The sequence below is a fragment of the Promicromonospora sp. NPDC090134 genome (assembly GCF_044746965.1).
Classification (GTDB): Bacteria; Actinomycetota; Actinomycetes; order Actinomycetales; family Cellulomonadaceae; genus Promicromonospora.
In genome coordinates, this window is the sequence record NZ_JBIVCZ010000004.1 from 350,664 (window position 1) to 364,590 (window position 13,927).

The following is a 13,927-nucleotide window of genomic DNA, read 5'->3' on the forward strand; positions in this document are numbered from 1 at the left end:
GGTCCGGGCCTCAGCCCGGTACGTGGTCGGTCATGCGCTCAGTACTGGCTCTTCTTCTCCCAGTCCGGGTCGAAGGCCCCGCCCTCGGCCACGGTGACGTAGTCCCGGTAGGACACCGCGAGCAGCACCTTGGGCACGTCCTCGAGCTTGAGCCGGCCCCGGTCGTCCCACGTCCCCGTGCGGCGGAACACCAGCTCCTGGACGGCCGCGGTGATGTTCTCCTCGGGCAGGAACGCGCCGGTGAACTCGATCTCGACCGTGAGGTCGAGCGTCGGGTACTCCTTGCGGTAGGCGGAGAACCATCCGGCGTCCTCGGCCTGCGACCGCGAGTACCCGAGCTTGGTGGCACGGCCGCGGATCGTGAACGAGTCGCTGAGCCAGCCCTTGCGGGTGTCGATCACGGTGGCGGTGCCCAGCAGGTCCGGCAGCCCGCCGGTGGCGTCCGCCTCGGCGCCCAGGCCCTGGTCGAACAGCGGCGTGATCTCGTAGTCGCCGAGGTGGCCGCGCCAGGCCGGCGCGCCGGTCTCGTCGTCGTCCCCGAGGGTGGCGGCGTGCACCAGCGAGACGCGGGCGTCGTCCGGGAGGGTGACGTCCTCGTCGTCGACGCCGATCAGCGCGCCGCCGTCGCCCGGCCGGAACGTCACGGTCCGAGGCCCGGCGCCGTCCGCGCCCGGACCCGCAGCCCCGTCCGCGCCGGGCAGCTCCGCCGCCCACACCAGGCGCGCGGCCAGGCGGGACATCAGCGGGTGCCCCAGCACGAACTCGCGCCAGTCGGCGGCGCTCCACGTGCGGCCGGTGACCATGGCCTCGGCGAAGCGCTGCGTCTGCAGCGCGACGACGGCCTTGAGCTCGGCCCGCGACTCCTTGAGCTGCCGCTTCGCCTCGGCGTACACCTCGTCGTCGTCGGACGCGCGCTTGGCCGGCAGGGCCTTGACCACCTTGCCCGCGGGATTGCGCAGCTCGAGCGTGAACGCCTCCGTGATGCGCCCGGTGACCACGCGCACCTCGCCGCCGTCCCCGCCACCTGAGGGCCCGCCGAGGTCGAGGCGCAGGATGCCGTCGTCGTCGAACCCGGCGGTCTGGACCGTACGGTCGGCGAGCTGGTCGCCGTCCCAGCCGTTGCGGTCGGCGATGTCCTGGGCGAGCACCCCGGCCGTCTCCTGGACCGTGCGCTGCTTGAACCGGCGCGACACCGCGAGCAGCTGCTGCACCGCGGCCCGGTCGCCGTTGGCGGCGAGCGCCCGCACCAGGTACTCGGCCTGAGCACGGCGGCCCTTGTGCGCGGCGAAGTAGTGCTGCGCGGTCGTCGCGAGCCCTGCCCCGGGCATCCCGACGGTCAGCGCGAGGAGCCCCTTCTCCTGCGTGGCCGACCCGAGGTAGGTGGCCTGGTCCTCGCGGTAGAGCCGCTTCCAGAAGTCCTCGACGGTCTGCCCGGCCTGGTCCGCGTAGTACTCGGGGTAGCGCTTGATCGAGGCCTGCAGGTTGTCCCACCGGGACTGCGCGTGCTGGTCGGCGTACTCGCGGGAGTGCTCGACGGACGGGTTGCGCGTGTCCTGGGCGACCCAGGCGCGCAGCACGAACGAGCCGAGCGCGGCCTGCGATGCCGGGTCCAGGAGGCCGACGTACCGGGCGATCAGGCCCTCGCCGCTGGGCACCTTGAGCTTGGTCGCCAGGACGACCCACCAGCGCACGACGTCCCGCGGCACGACGCCGCCCGGCTCGGCACCAGCACCGCCGGCCCAGCGCACCTCCGGGAGCTGCTCGAACGGGAACCAGTGGAGACTCGCCGGGATCTTCGCCTTGAGGCCCTTGGTGGCCTCGGCCTGCAGGATCTCCGGCGCGAGGTCGGCAGAGATGTCATCGCCGAGCGTCTCCAGGGCCGAGAGCAGCGCGGCCCGCGCCGCCTCGCGGCGCTCCTTCTTCAGGGCGGCGCGCAGCGCGGGCACCGCGGCGGGGTCACCGATGCGGGCGAGCCACACCGCGGCCGACGCGCGCACCTCGCCCTTGCTGTCCGCGAGCGCCTGCTCGGCCAGGGACCGCGCCCCGGCGTGGGCCTCCAGGACCTGCTGTGCCGCGACGCGGTGGGTCTTGCCCGCACCGAGCGCGAGCGCCGTGAGCTGGGGCAGCAGCATCGGCGGCAGGGCGGGGAACTCGCGCAGCATCGCGAGCACCTTGCCGGTGCGCTCGCTGCCGTCCCCGGTCCCCAGGGTGCGTTCCAGGATCTCGGGCCGCTCGGCGAACCAGGGCCAGGCGACCGACGCCGGGATCTCCTCGTGCCCCCACCAGCGGTTCAGGACGAGATCGATGACGAGCCGCTCGACGTCCGGGATCCCGGCACGCTCGAGGCCGTCGTGGAGCTGGCGCAGGTCGGTGATCTCGTCGAGGTGCCCGCGCAGGCTCCACAGCAGGTTGTTGCCGTCGCTGCGGCCGCCGTGGACCAGTGCCCGCAGGCGCACGTGGAACATCAGGCCCTGGTCGGCGAACGGGTCGCGGCGGCGGTCCGTGAGCCAGGCGACCAGGGGCGAGCTGCCGAGCTTTCGAGCCGGAGCCTTCGCCGTGAGCACCCGCGGGAGGGCGTCGACGTCCTGGGCGGTGATCTTCTCGAGCTGCTCGAGGTTGTTCTGGGCGGACTTGAGCACCCAGCCGTTGCCGCCGGCCTTCGCGTCCTTCCGGGCCTCGTCGAGGTTGGTCCGGGCCCGGGCGGTCGCCTGCTCGACGTCGGTGCGGAGCTGCTTGACCCACGCGTCGTCGAGGACCGGGTCGGGCAGCGGCGCCCAGTCCGGGAGGTCGATGACGACGTCCTGCGCGGGCGTCTCCAGCGCGCGGGCACGCTCCACGGTCTGGTCCAGGAGCTTGACGCGTGCGCCCTGCCCGGCCGCGACCTTCCCGCTCTCGTCGCGCAGCGTGGCGAGCGCCGCCTCGCACGCGGCGAGGCCGCCGTCCAGCGCGGCCAGCCGCGTCACGGCCTCGGTGAGGCGGCCGGACGGCGCCGTGGCCAGGTACAGCGCGAGCAGCGCCACCTGCCGCTCGTCGGGGAGGCTGGCGAGGTGCTTGAGGGCCGCGACGCGCACGCCCTTGGCGGGATCGACGGCGAGGGCGGCGACGATCACCGCGAACTCGTCGCTCGCGACTTCCTGGGTCGCGAGGCGCGTGCCGATGCGGTCGAGCACCACTTCCTTGCCCGCCGCGGTCAGCGTCGGGACGACGTCGGAGAGCAGTGCCGCGTGCCGGCCGAGGTACTCGCCGAACTCCGTGGTCCTCAAGAAGCCCTCCCGGGCGTCCGAGTACCAGGAGCGGCTCTTCGCGGAACGGTGCAGGACACCGCCCAGGACGACGCGCGGGGCGTCGGCGGCGGGCACCCCGCCCTCTGCTGCCGCCGCCTCGAACTCTGCCGGCGTCCAGCGCGTCCGCACGGCCGGGTTCCCCGTGCCCGACCGGCTCTGCCCGGGCGTCCCGATGTATCCCACGTCGTGCAGGAGCAGGGACAGCCACTCGGGAACGCCCGGGATCTCGACGGTCTCGCAGATCTGGGCCAGCAGCCGCGCGAAGCGGACGGCCTGGGCCGTGCCTGCGGTCGCGTAGAAGCGGCGGCGGCCGTTGACGCCCTTGTCGGTGGTCCAGCTCTTGTGCACGGCGGCGACCTGCTTGACGAGGTCCGGCGAGACCCAGGCCGACCAGTAGGTGGTGCGGCCCGGCTGGTCGAGCAGCCGGTCGACGTCCTCCGTGGCGGCGGACGCCAGGCTCGTCAAGATCTCCGGCGTCGTGCCCGCCAGCACATAGCCCACCGCGTCCTCGTACGAACCGGTGCCGAGCAGCGACAACGGCGCCAGCGCATCCGCCACGCCTCGCGCCGTCTCGTCGCCGCCCCGCACCCGGTCCATCAGCTCCTGCAGCATCTCGCCCCATCACGTCGTCGTCGGCCATCGGGGCAGAGCTCGCCCCTGGATCGTGCCGCTCTCAGCAGCACGCGCACAAAGTAGCGGTGGCCACTGACAGTGATGATGTTCGGGTGGTTGCCGGGGTCGTGGCCCTGCCGCCGGCCTGCGTCCCGGCGGCTGACGGCAGCTGGGCGACGCTTGCCCTACGCTGCCCAGATGATCCCCGTACTGCCGAGTCCGACCCCGCGCCTACGCTTCCGTGAGATGCGCGCCGACGATCTCGACAACGTGGCTGCGCTGCTCGGTGACCCCGAGGTGATGCGCTACTACCCGACGCCCAAGAATCGCGAACAGGCGCAGGCATGGATCGACTGGAACCTGCGCAACTACGCCGAGCACGGCTTCGGGCTGTGGGCCATCGAGACGCACGATGGTGAGTTCGTCGGCGATTGCGGCCTCACCTGGCAAGACATCAGCGGGGCGCGCGAGATCGAGGTGGGGTACCACGTACGCGCCGTGTGGCAAGGCAAAGGCTTGGCGACCGAGGCGGCCGCCGCATGCCGTGATGCCGCCCGGGAAGCCGGGGTGAAGCGGCTGACCGCGAACGTCCGCTCCGACAATCTCCCCTCACAGCGCGTAGCGCGCAAGATCGGGCTTGCCGAGTGGGCGCGCGTCGAGGCGCACGGACACGAGGTGGTGATCTTCGGCACCGAGCTGGCCTGAACAGCTACCGGCGCAGGAGCGTCGGCCGGCGCCACGACATCGTCACGACACCGGCCGACTCAACGCCCTGCGACACCAGACGGGGCCCCGTTCCCTTGCCCGCCCGGCACACCGTCCTACGGTTGCAGCCGGTGCAGGTCCCGCGGGAACGGCGTCACCTCGCGGACGTTGGCCGCCCCCACGAGGCGCGCCACCCACCGCTCCAGCCCGATCGCGAACCCGCCGTGCGGCGGCATCCCGTGCCGGAACGCCTCCAGGTAGGACGCGTACGACGCCGGGTCCTCGCCCCGGGCCTCGATCGCCGCCACGTAGTCGGCGTACCGGTGCAGACGCTGCCCGCCCGTGACGAGCTCCAGCCCGCGGAACAGCAGGTCGAAGCTGTTGCTCCACCGAGCCTCGCCCGCGTCGGAGCCGGACCTGTGGGGTGTGGGTTCAGGGTGCGTGTAGAACGGCCGCTTCGCCATCGGGTAGCCCTCGACCGCGACGAAGTCCGACCCGTGCTCGGCCCGCGCCCACTCCCCCAGGGCGCGCTCGTGCTCGGGCGCCAGGTCAGGTTCGTCCGACGGCGCCCCGACGAGCTCCAGGGCGTCGGCGAAGTGCAGCACGGGGAACTCGGCCGGGATCTGCGGCACCTCGACGCCCAGCCGCTCGGCCGCCCCCGACGCGCGGACGGCGTCCGCCATCCCGGCGAGCACGTCGCGCAGCACGGCCAGCACGTCGCGGTGGTCGCGCACGAAGCCGAGCTCGACGTCGAGCGAGCGGTACTCCGCGAGGTGCCGCACGGTGTCGTGCGGCTCGGCCCGGAACACCGGCCCCACCTCGTAGACCCGCTCGAAGACGCCGACCATCTGCTGCTTGTAGAACTGCGGCGACTGCGCGAGGTAGGCGGGCCGCCCGAAGTAGTCGACGGGGAACACGTTCGCCCCCGACTCCGTGGCCGTGCCGACCAGCTTGGGCGTGCAGATCTCGGTGAAGCCCACCGCGTCCAGCGTCGCGCGGAACCCGCGCAGGCTCGCCGCCGCGACCTCCCAGCGCGCCTTCTGCGCGGGGTGCCGCCAGGCGACGGCGGCGTGGTCGAGCACCGTGGGCAGGGCGGCGCTCAGGGCAGGCCGCCACAGCTCGACCGGCGGGGTCTCCGCGGCGTCCGTGAGCGGCGTGATCAGCGGTCCGGCACCGCTCGGTCCGGCACCGCTCGGTCCGGCGTCGCTTGGTCCGGCACCGCCCAGCCCGGTGACCTCCACGCCGCCCGGCGCCTGCGGGTTCGCGGTGACCGTTCCGGTCACCTCCACGGTGGTCTCCTCGGGCGGCACGCCCGGCATCTCCTGTCCGACGGCGGGGCGCACCACCACCTGGGCGAGGCCCGTGCGGTCACGCAGCACCAGGAACGTCACGGTCGCCAGCTCGCGGCGCCGGTGGACCCAGCCCTGCAGCCGCACGACCGACCCCGGCGGGACGGTCGGTAGGTCGCGGGCGAGGGTACGGGCAGGCACGGGAGCGGGCGTGCTGAGCGTCGTGCTCGGGGATGGCAAAGGTGGTCTCATCAGTCCTCCAGAGAGCGCAGGCCCTGGAGGAGCGGGCGGGGGCTAGGTCGCGGTGCCACCACTCCTTTGCCGGGAGGTCCCGGCCTCTCGTCGGTACGCCGCACGCGCGGGCAGGGCGTTCACCCGGTCATCCGGGCCGAGGGTCGTCACGCCTCACGCTCACCACGGCACACGTTATGCCCGGCGGCGGGCTGCCCGCCACACCGTTTCCCGACGCACCGGCCGGGCACCGGCTCAACCGGCGCTCTGCCCCACGCTCTCGGCGAACTCCCGCGCGCGGTCGAGGGCTGCGCGTTCGGCCTCGGTGGTGTTCGGGTTCCGGCGTCGCAGCTCGACCGCCTCCGGCAGGAAGTCCCGCCACGACGGCGCAGAGGCAGCCGTGAACGCCTCGAGGAACTCGCCCAGCCGGACCCGCTCGGCCCCCTCGATACCGGGCACCATCCCGGGTGTGGTCACGACCTGCGCACAGACCAGTGCGCTGTACGCGACGTCGAGACCGGCAGGCCCGGGCCGGGCCGTGGTCCAGTCGATCACCACCGGACCGTCGTCCGACATCAGGACGTTCAGCGGATGCAGGTCCATGTGCAGCAGCGACTCCCCACCCGGCCAGGCCAGCGCGTGCAGATCGTGGTGCAGCCGGGCGAGCAGGTCGCCGCCGTCGGAAACGGAGAGCGCGCCACCGAAGACCGCCTCGGCAAGGCTCGGCCCCTCGATCCGCTCCATGACCAGGTCCTGCCCGACGGCGGAGAAGACCCGCGGCACCGGGTAGCCGGCGTCGGCGAGTGCCCGCATGGTCCCGGCCTCGGCCTCGGTGGAGGCGCCGCGGCGCATGCGTCGCAGGACGCGGCCGTCATCGAGCAGGTAGACGTCGCAGTCTCGGCCGGTCGCGATCTGATCCATGCCGGGACCCCAGCCGCGCTCGACCTCGGACGTCAGCGGTCATGCCCTCGCACGACGTCGGCGAGCCACCGCCGCACCGCGGAGGCGACGGCGTCGGCGTCCTCCAGCGGGACGAGATGGCCCCGCTCCGGGAACACCACGACCTCCGGGTCGCCGGGGAGCGTCGTGCGCAGCCGCTCCGCCTGCTCGAACGGGATCCACGGGTCGTCCTCGGCCCAGCCGATGCGGACCGGGCAGCGCACCTCGCCGAGCCGGCTCACGATCGGCGCGGTGTGGGTAGGCGAGAGCTGGGCGATCTGGCGGTAGAAGGCAGCCTGGCCGACGTCACCGAGCCAGGGTTCGGCGAGCATCCGAACGACGTCGTCCGCGAGCCCGTGGTTGGCGGCGCCCGCGATGTACTCCCGCACCAGGGCGCCGTGCAGCGGCCCGGGCACCGCGGCGAAGACAGACTCGTTCTGGGCCACGAGACGGAAGAACGGGGACCCCCAGGGATCCAGGGTCACGATGTCGAGCAGGAACAGGCTCGCGAGGTCCGTGCCCTCCAGGAGATGGGCGCCGAGCGCGACCGCACCGCCGATGTCGTGCGCGACCAGGTGCGGGCGGTCCAGTCCCCAGTGCCGCAGGAGCGCGGCCAGCCGCCTGCGCTGGGTCACCAGGTCGACGGCGATCCCCGGCCCCTTCGGCGAGGCGCCGTACCCGGGCATGTCCCACAGGAAGACGCGACAGCCCGGGCCGAGCGACAGCGCGCGGGCCACGGGCTCCCAGACCCGCGCGGACCACGGCGTGCCGTGGCAGAGCACGACGTCACGGGCCGGCGGTCGGCGGGCCGCCTCCGACCCGCTCGCCTCCGGTCCGCTCACCTCCCGTTCGGACCGCTCCGGTTCATCGGGCTGCACGTAGGTCGCGATCCGCTCGCGCACACCGACACCGCCGCCGTCGACCTCGACCTCGACGAACACCGGCTCGGGCAGGGCGGACGGGCGGGGGGCGGAGACGCGACCAGGCATCCCCCGACGCTATCCCGAGCCTCCGACACGCCCCGTGGCGGCGGGCGCCGAGCCCCCCGAAATCCACGGGTGAATAAGGTGAGGCTAGCCTTACTTCTGTTGCTATGATCGGCTCGTGATGACACATTGTCAGCACGTCAGCACCGCACCGGAGGAGACCCCGTGAGCCTGCCCGTCGAGGAAATCGCCCCCGTCCCCCTGTCCGCCGTGCTCCGTCAGGGCACCCGTGACGCCCATGCCGGTGCCAACTCGGAACTGTTCATCGAGGAGCTCCTGTCCGGAGCGCTGACCCGGGACGCGCACGCCGACCTCACGGCGCAGCTGCTGGTCGTCTACGAGGCCCTGGAGGAGGCGAGCGCCGCCCTCGGGAGCGACGACCGGGGTGCCGGCCTCGTCTTCACGGAGCTCACCCGGGTCCCCGCGATCGAGCGGGACCTGGCCTTCCTGTACGGACCGGCCTGGCGCGACGAGATCCGGATCCTGCCCGCCACCCGGGCGTACGCCGAGCACGTCCGCGCGGTGGGCGGCAGCCTGCCGCAGTACGCCGCGCACTCCTACACGCGCTACCTGGGCGACCTGTCCGGCGGGCAGATCGTCAAGCGCATGATGAAGCAGCACTACGGCCTCGACGAGGAGGGGCTGGCCTTCTACACCTTCCCCGACATCCCCAAGGTCAAGGTGTTCAAGGACGCCTACCGCGAGGCACTGGACGAGCTCGACCTGGACGACGACGAGGTGGCCGCCACCCTCGCCGAGACGCACCTCGCGTTCACGCTCAACCGCGCGGTGTTCACGGAGCTCGCCGAGATCCACTGCTGACCCGGTTGCGACGTCGCCGCTGGTCACGGCGCTGGTCCTGACGCCTCGGCGTCTGACATGTCACATCGTCTGACTTGTCACAGCCCGAGGCGTCACGTTCCGCGGTCGTGCGTTGTCAGATGGAGTATGAACACCACCGAACGTCGCATCTCCACGACAGCGCTCGTCATCGGTACGGGCGGTTCCGGCCTGCGCGCCGCCATCGAGCTCGCCGAACAGGGGGTGGACGTCCTCGCCCTGGGCAAGCGGCCCCGGATGGACGCCCACACCTCGCTCGCCGCCGGCGGGATCAACGCCGCCCTCGGCACCATGGACGCGGAGGACAGCTGGCAGCAGCACGCCGCGGACACCATCAAGGAAAGCTACTTCCTGGCCAACCCGCACACGGCCGAGATCGTCGCGCAGGGTGCCGCGCAGGGCATCGCCGACCTCGAGCGGTACGGCATGGCCTTCGCCCGGGAGGACGACGGGCGCATCTCCCAACGGTTCTTCGGCGCGCACACCTACCGCCGCACCGCGTTCGCCGGCGACTACACCGGCCTGGAGATCCAGCGGTCCCTCGTGAACCGGGCGACGCAGCTCGACATCCCGATCCTGGACTCGGTCTACGTCACCCGGATCCTGACCCACGACGGCGCGGTGTTCGGCGCCTACGGGTTCGACCTCACGGACGGCACGCCGTACCTGATCCACGCCGACGCCGTGATCCTCGCCGCGGGCGGTCACAACCGCATCTGGCGGCGCACGTCGTCCCGCCGCGACGAGAACACGGGCGACTCGTTCCGCCTCGCCGTCGAGGCCGGCGCCCGCCTGCGCGACCCGGAGCTGGTGCAGTTCCACCCGTCGGGCATCCTCGAGCCCGAGAACGCCGCGGGCACCCTGATCTCGGAGGCCGCGCGCGGTGAGGGCGGCATCCTGCGCAACGCCCTGGGCGAACGGTTCATGCAGAACTACGACCCCGAGCGGATGGAGCTGTCCACCCGCGACCGGGTGGCGCTCGCCGCGTACACCGAGATCAAGGAGGGTCGCGGCACCGAGAAGGGCGGCGTCTGGCTCGACGTCTCGCACCTGCCGCGCGAGACGATCATGACGCGCCTGCCGCGCGTCTACCAGACGATGCTCGAGCTGCAGATGCTCGACATCACGGCCGAGCCCATCGAGATCGCGCCGACCGCGCACTACTCCATGGGCGGCGTGTGGGTGCGGCCCGAGGACCACAGCACCGAGGTCGACGGTCTGTACGCGATCGGCGAGGCGTCCAGCGGCCTGCACGGCGCCAACCGCCTGGGCGGCAACTCGCTGATCGAGCTGCTGGTCTTCGGCCGCATCGTCGGGCGCGCCGCCGCGGCCTACTCCGCCGGGCTGGACGCCCAGCGCCGTTCGCACGACGCCGAGGCCTACGCCCGCGCCGAGGTGGCCGACCTGCTCACCGCCGACGGGCACGAGAACGTGCGCGCCCTGCAGCGGGCGATCCGCAACACGATGACCGAGCACGCGGGCGTCGTCCGGGACGAGGAGGGCCTGGTGGCCGGCCTGCGCGAGCTGGACGAGATCGAGGCGCGCACCCAGGAGATCGGCGTGCACCCCGACATCGCCGGGTTCCAGGACCTCGCGCACGCCTTCGACCTCAAGGCCTCCCTCATCGCGGCCCGCGCCACGCTGGAGGCCGCCCGCGAGCGCCGCGAGACCCGCGGCTGCCACAACCGGAGCGACTACCCGGACCTCGACCCGACGCTCCAGGTCAACCTGGTCTGGTCCCCGAAGACGGGCATCGTCCGCGAGGAGATCCCGGAGGTCCCGGCGGAGATCGCGACCCTGATCGCGGCACAGGAGGTCTCGACGGAGGGCAAGCTGGTCGAGTAGCCCCTCCCGCGCCTCCCGGCTTCGTCGAGTGCTGGGTATTTGTGAATGCTGGGTATGTGGTGGTCACGGCCTCGTAGCCCGACACATACCCAGCACCCGACGACGGGGTTCGGGGTCAGCGGCGGTGGCGGGGGTTGTGGACGTGGCCCGTGGTGCGTTCGGTCCAGCCCGGCCAGACCCGCTGCGCGTCGCGCTCGCGGAGCTTGCCGCCCAGGTGCATCGCCCGCCACACACCGCGGTAGCCGGGCAGGATGCCGGAGGCGATGATCACGTGCCCGAGGACGACGGGGGTCACCACATAAGTGGACCAGCGGTGCACCGCGGCGAACCACACGAACGCCGGACCCCCGCTGACGAGCGCGAGCCCCACGCCGGACACGACCAGGGCCAGCAGTGTCGCGACGAGCACGAGGTTCGCGATGCGCTGCCCCGGGTCGAACCGGCCCTCGTGCCGACCGAACCGGCCGGTGAGGATCGCGGCGGGCCAGGTCCGGAACCAGGCTCCGTCGCCGTGCTCGACCCGGAACGTCTCGCGCCAGAAGGTGCGCCAGCCCCGGACGCCGACGACGACGGCCAGCACGGTGAGCCCGGCGAGGACCCAGCCCGTGACGGTGTGCACGTCGGCGTCGGACACGCCCGTGACCCGCGCGACGACGCTCGGGCTGCCCTCGTTCCCGAGCAGCAGCCACCAGCCGGTGATCAGCAGCACGATGACGGTCACGTACACACCGGCGTGGAACCAGCGTGCCGGACGGCGGTTGCGCTCGACCGCGCGGGTGTCGAGGCGCCCGGTGTCCTGTGGCCCGGTGTCGTGGCGCTCAGTAGCTGTCACCGTCGTCACCCGTGCTGTCACCCGTGCTGCCGCCGGACCCCACGGTCACCTCGATGTGCGTCTCCACCCCGGCCGCCGAGTGGTCGGCGTTGCGCAGCGACGCGTCGATCTCGTGCTCGCCCTCGGGCAGGTCGGTGACCTCCACGCTGTCGCCCTCGACCACCATGTACTCCTGGTCGTCCCCGTCGAAGTACACGTGCACGTGGTGCTTGCCCGACTCGGTGGGCCCGAGCTCCTCGCTGGAGGAGAGGTCGACGGTGAACGGCGTCTCGACCGAGCCGCCGTCGTCGGGCGAGGTGATCTCCAGCGTCATGCCGCCGGCCGCGCCGCCCGAGTCGCCCGTGTCGTCCGAGCCGCCTCCGCCGTAGCCGCCCCCGCTGCCACCGCCGCTGCCGCAACCCGCCAGGAGCAGGACGGTGAAGGCCGCCCCGGCGGCGAGCCGCGCCCCACGCGAACCCGACACCCCTCGTGGCCCGGACGCTCCTCGTGGTCTCGACGCTCCTCGTAGTCTGGACATGGTGACCTCCTTGTTCCGGGCGTCGCCGACGACGCCCGTCACCTGTCCCTACGTGGCGGAGCGCCCTACGGATCTCTCGGGCTCCGAAGCGCGGCAGGTTTCGAGCCGAAGATCGGCCGGCGAGATGGTGCGCGGCAAGATCCCGCCGGCAAGATCCCGTGCACGAGATCCGGCTCCGCGAGATCCGGCTCCACGAGATCCGGCTCCACGAGATCCACAGACGGGTCCCGGTACGTAGGGAAGGACATGACGGCATCGGACGAGGCGCTCCTCGCCGGGATGGCCGCGGACGACCCGGACGCGGCAGCCGTCTTCGTGCGCCGGCACCAGGCGCGGGTGTACGGGCTGGCGCTCTTCGTGGTCGGCATCCCCGCGGTCGCCGAGGAGGTGGCGCAGGAGACCTTCGTCCGCGCGTGGCGGCACGCCGACGGGTTCGACCCGCGGCGGGGTCGCGCGACGACGTGGCTGCTCGCGATCGCCCGGCACGCCGCGATCGACGTGCTCCGGGTGCGGCGCGACGTGCCCGTCGACCCCGTGGTCATGGCGGAGCGGATCACGGCCGAGACGGTCGCCGACCCCGACCTGCTCGCGGACCGGGTGGCGACCGGCACCACGGTGGACGCCGCGCTGGCGCACGTACCGCGGGAACAGGCGACGGCGGTGGTGCTCGCGGCGGTCTTCGGGCTCAGCGGGGCGGAGATCGCGCGGCGGACCGGCGTGCCGCTGGGGACGGCCAAGACGCGGATCCGGCTGGGGCTGCGGCACCTGCGCGACGAGCTGGCGAGCAGCCGGGAGGAGGAACGGCCATGAACGGAGCGGACAGGAGCGGGCCGGGCAGGAACGGGCCAGGCGGGAACGGGCCGGACCGGAACGGCGAACGCTGCGCCGAGCTGCGCGACGCCCTCACCGAGGTGGCGCTGGGGGTCGCCGACGGCGCCACGCGGGCAGCCGTCATGACGCACCTGGCGACGTGCGACCGCTGCCGCGACGAGCTGTCGTCGCTGGCCGACGCCGCCGACGAGCTGCTGCTCCTGGTGCCGGAGCGCGAGCCCCCGGCCGACTTCGAGGGACGCGTGCTGGCCCGGCTCGTGCCGGGGCCTGCCGCACACGAGTCCGCAGCACAGAGGTCCGCAGCAGAAGGACCCGCCGCACACGAGTCCGCAGCACACGGTTCCGAAGCACAAGGCCCCGCGGCAGCCGGACCCGCGACCGTCCGGCGGCACGGCGCACGGCGCGCTGTCCTCGCCGCCGCCCTCGGGGCTGGTCTGCTCGTGGCGGGCGGCGCGAGCGTGTGGGTCGTCACGGCGCCGGACCGGGAGCTGGCCGCGTCGTACCGCACGACGCTCGACACGGCGCACGGCCGCTACCTCACCGCCGTCGACCTGGTCGCGGACGGCTCAGCACAGTCGGTCGGCACCGTCTTCCTCTACGAGGGCGATCCCTCCTGGGCGTACGTGGTGGTGCGCGACGCGGGACCGGCGACCAGCTACGACGTCACCGCGGTGGTCGCGAACGACACGGCGGGCACGGACAGCACGGACGACCCGGACGCCGTCGTCCCGTCCCCGTATGGCAGGGGCATCCACGCGACGGAGCCGGGCCACACGACCTTCGACCGCAGGGCCTCGGAAGCCGGCACCCCGCCCGGCGCAGGCAACCCCCGCAGCACCGGCGCCATCCGCCCCGCCAACGAGGACACCCGCGAGATCTCCCTCGGCTCGTGCGTCATCACGACGAACACGTGCTCGGCGGGCGGGGTCCTCGACGTCGCCGTGCGAGACGTCGTCTCGGTACGCCTGACGGCCCCGGACGGCGAGACGTGGGCCACGGCGACACCGTGACGCCCC

General features: G+C 73.1%; 11 protein-coding genes. 5 read left to right on the top strand and 6 right to left on the bottom strand.

Going from position 1 to position 13,927, the window contains the following annotated elements:
• Nucleotides 1-38: 38 nt before the first annotated feature.
• Nucleotides 39-3,896 (bottom strand): DUF4132 domain-containing protein, encoded by a 3,858-nt coding sequence (locus tag ACIPN7_RS13920; RefSeq protein WP_400542819.1) that lies wholly within the window; start codon nucleotides 3,894-3,896, stop codon nucleotides 39-41.
• Nucleotides 3,897-4,094: 198 nt separating this feature from the next.
• Between ACIPN7_RS13920 and ACIPN7_RS13925 the strand changes: the two genes are divergently transcribed.
• A complete protein-coding gene (locus ACIPN7_RS13925) occupies nucleotides 4,095-4,601 on the top strand; it encodes a GNAT family N-acetyltransferase (protein WP_400542822.1) in 507 nt (168 codons plus the stop codon).
• Between the two features lie 116 nt (nucleotides 4,602-4,717).
• Here ACIPN7_RS13925 and aspS read toward each other — a convergent pair whose 3' ends face one another.
• The 3 genes from aspS to ACIPN7_RS13940 form a co-directional block, all read right to left on the bottom strand.
• Nucleotides 4,718-6,142, bottom strand: coding sequence for an aspartate--tRNA(Asn) ligase (aspS, locus tag ACIPN7_RS13930; protein ID WP_400542825.1), 1,425 nt, complete (start codon nucleotides 6,140-6,142; stop codon nucleotides 4,718-4,720).
• Nucleotides 6,143-6,376: 234 nt separating this feature from the next.
• Nucleotides 6,377-7,042, bottom strand: coding sequence for a phosphotransferase (locus tag ACIPN7_RS13935; protein WP_400542828.1), 666 nt, complete (start codon nucleotides 7,040-7,042; stop codon nucleotides 6,377-6,379).
• Nucleotides 7,043-7,074: 32 nt separating this feature from the next.
• Entirely contained in the window at nucleotides 7,075-8,049 is a 975-nt protein-coding gene (locus ACIPN7_RS13940) for an alpha/beta fold hydrolase (RefSeq protein ID WP_400542831.1), read from the bottom strand.
• Nucleotides 8,050-8,211: 162 nt separating this feature from the next.
• Here ACIPN7_RS13940 and ACIPN7_RS13945 point away from each other — a divergent pair, with 162 nt between their 5' ends.
• Both ACIPN7_RS13945 and ACIPN7_RS13950 read left to right on the top strand, forming a co-directional pair.
• Entirely contained in the window at nucleotides 8,212-8,868 is a 657-nt protein-coding gene (locus ACIPN7_RS13945; RefSeq protein WP_400542834.1) for a heme oxygenase (biliverdin-producing), read from the top strand.
• Between the two features lie 126 nt (nucleotides 8,869-8,994).
• Nucleotides 8,995-10,731: an L-aspartate oxidase gene (locus ACIPN7_RS13950; protein WP_400542837.1), complete on the top strand. Its 1,737-nt coding sequence runs from the start codon at nucleotides 8,995-8,997 to the stop codon at nucleotides 10,729-10,731.
• Between the two features lie 115 nt (nucleotides 10,732-10,846).
• Here ACIPN7_RS13950 and ACIPN7_RS13955 read toward each other — a convergent pair whose 3' ends face one another.
• Nucleotides 10,847-11,563, bottom strand: coding sequence for a cytochrome b/b6 domain-containing protein (locus tag ACIPN7_RS13955; protein WP_400542840.1), 717 nt, complete (start codon nucleotides 11,561-11,563; stop codon nucleotides 10,847-10,849).
• Nucleotides 11,550-12,026 carry a hypothetical protein gene (locus tag ACIPN7_RS13960; RefSeq protein WP_400542843.1) on the bottom strand — a complete coding sequence of 159 codons (477 nt, stop codon included), beginning with the start codon at nucleotides 12,024-12,026 and terminating at the stop codon, nucleotides 11,550-11,552. The genes ACIPN7_RS13955 and ACIPN7_RS13960 overlap by 14 nt, the downstream gene beginning before the upstream one ends.
• A 300-nt stretch (nucleotides 12,027-12,326) precedes the next feature.
• Between ACIPN7_RS13960 and ACIPN7_RS13965 the strand changes: the two genes are divergently transcribed.
• Both ACIPN7_RS13965 and ACIPN7_RS13970 read left to right on the top strand, forming a co-directional pair.
• Complete coding sequence (locus tag ACIPN7_RS13965; protein WP_285104148.1) at nucleotides 12,327-12,890, top strand: RNA polymerase sigma factor; 564 nt, start codon at nucleotides 12,327-12,329, stop codon at nucleotides 12,888-12,890.
• Nucleotides 12,887-13,921, top strand: coding sequence for a zf-HC2 domain-containing protein (locus ACIPN7_RS13970; protein WP_400542846.1), 1,035 nt, complete (start codon nucleotides 12,887-12,889; stop codon nucleotides 13,919-13,921). The genes ACIPN7_RS13965 and ACIPN7_RS13970 overlap by 4 nt, the downstream gene beginning before the upstream one ends.
• The last annotated feature ends 6 nt before the right edge of the window (nucleotides 13,922-13,927 follow it).

Excerpts from the sequence above, each read along its gene's own strand:
- ACIPN7_RS13965 (WP_285104148.1), top strand. The coding sequence starts at position 12,327 with ATGACGGCATCGGACGAGGCGCTCCTCGCCGGGATGGCCGCGGACGAC.
- aspS (WP_400542825.1), bottom strand. The coding sequence starts at position 6,142 with ATGAGACCACCTTTGCCATCCCCGAGCACGACGCTCAGCACGCCCGCT.
- ACIPN7_RS13970 (WP_400542846.1), top strand. The coding sequence starts at position 12,887 with ATGAACGGAGCGGACAGGAGCGGGCCGGGCAGGAACGGGCCAGGCGGG.
- ACIPN7_RS13940 (WP_400542831.1), bottom strand. The coding sequence starts at position 8,049 with ATGCCTGGTCGCGTCTCCGCCCCCCGCCCGTCCGCCCTGCCCGAGCCG.
- ACIPN7_RS13950 (WP_400542837.1), top strand. The coding sequence starts at position 8,995 with ATGAACACCACCGAACGTCGCATCTCCACGACAGCGCTCGTCATCGGT.
- ACIPN7_RS13925 (WP_400542822.1), top strand. The coding sequence starts at position 4,095 with ATGATCCCCGTACTGCCGAGTCCGACCCCGCGCCTACGCTTCCGTGAG.
- ACIPN7_RS13935 (WP_400542828.1), bottom strand. The coding sequence starts at position 7,042 with ATGGATCAGATCGCGACCGGCCGAGACTGCGACGTCTACCTGCTCGAT.
- ACIPN7_RS13920 (WP_400542819.1), bottom strand. The coding sequence starts at position 3,896 with ATGCTGCAGGAGCTGATGGACCGGGTGCGGGGCGGCGACGAGACGGCG.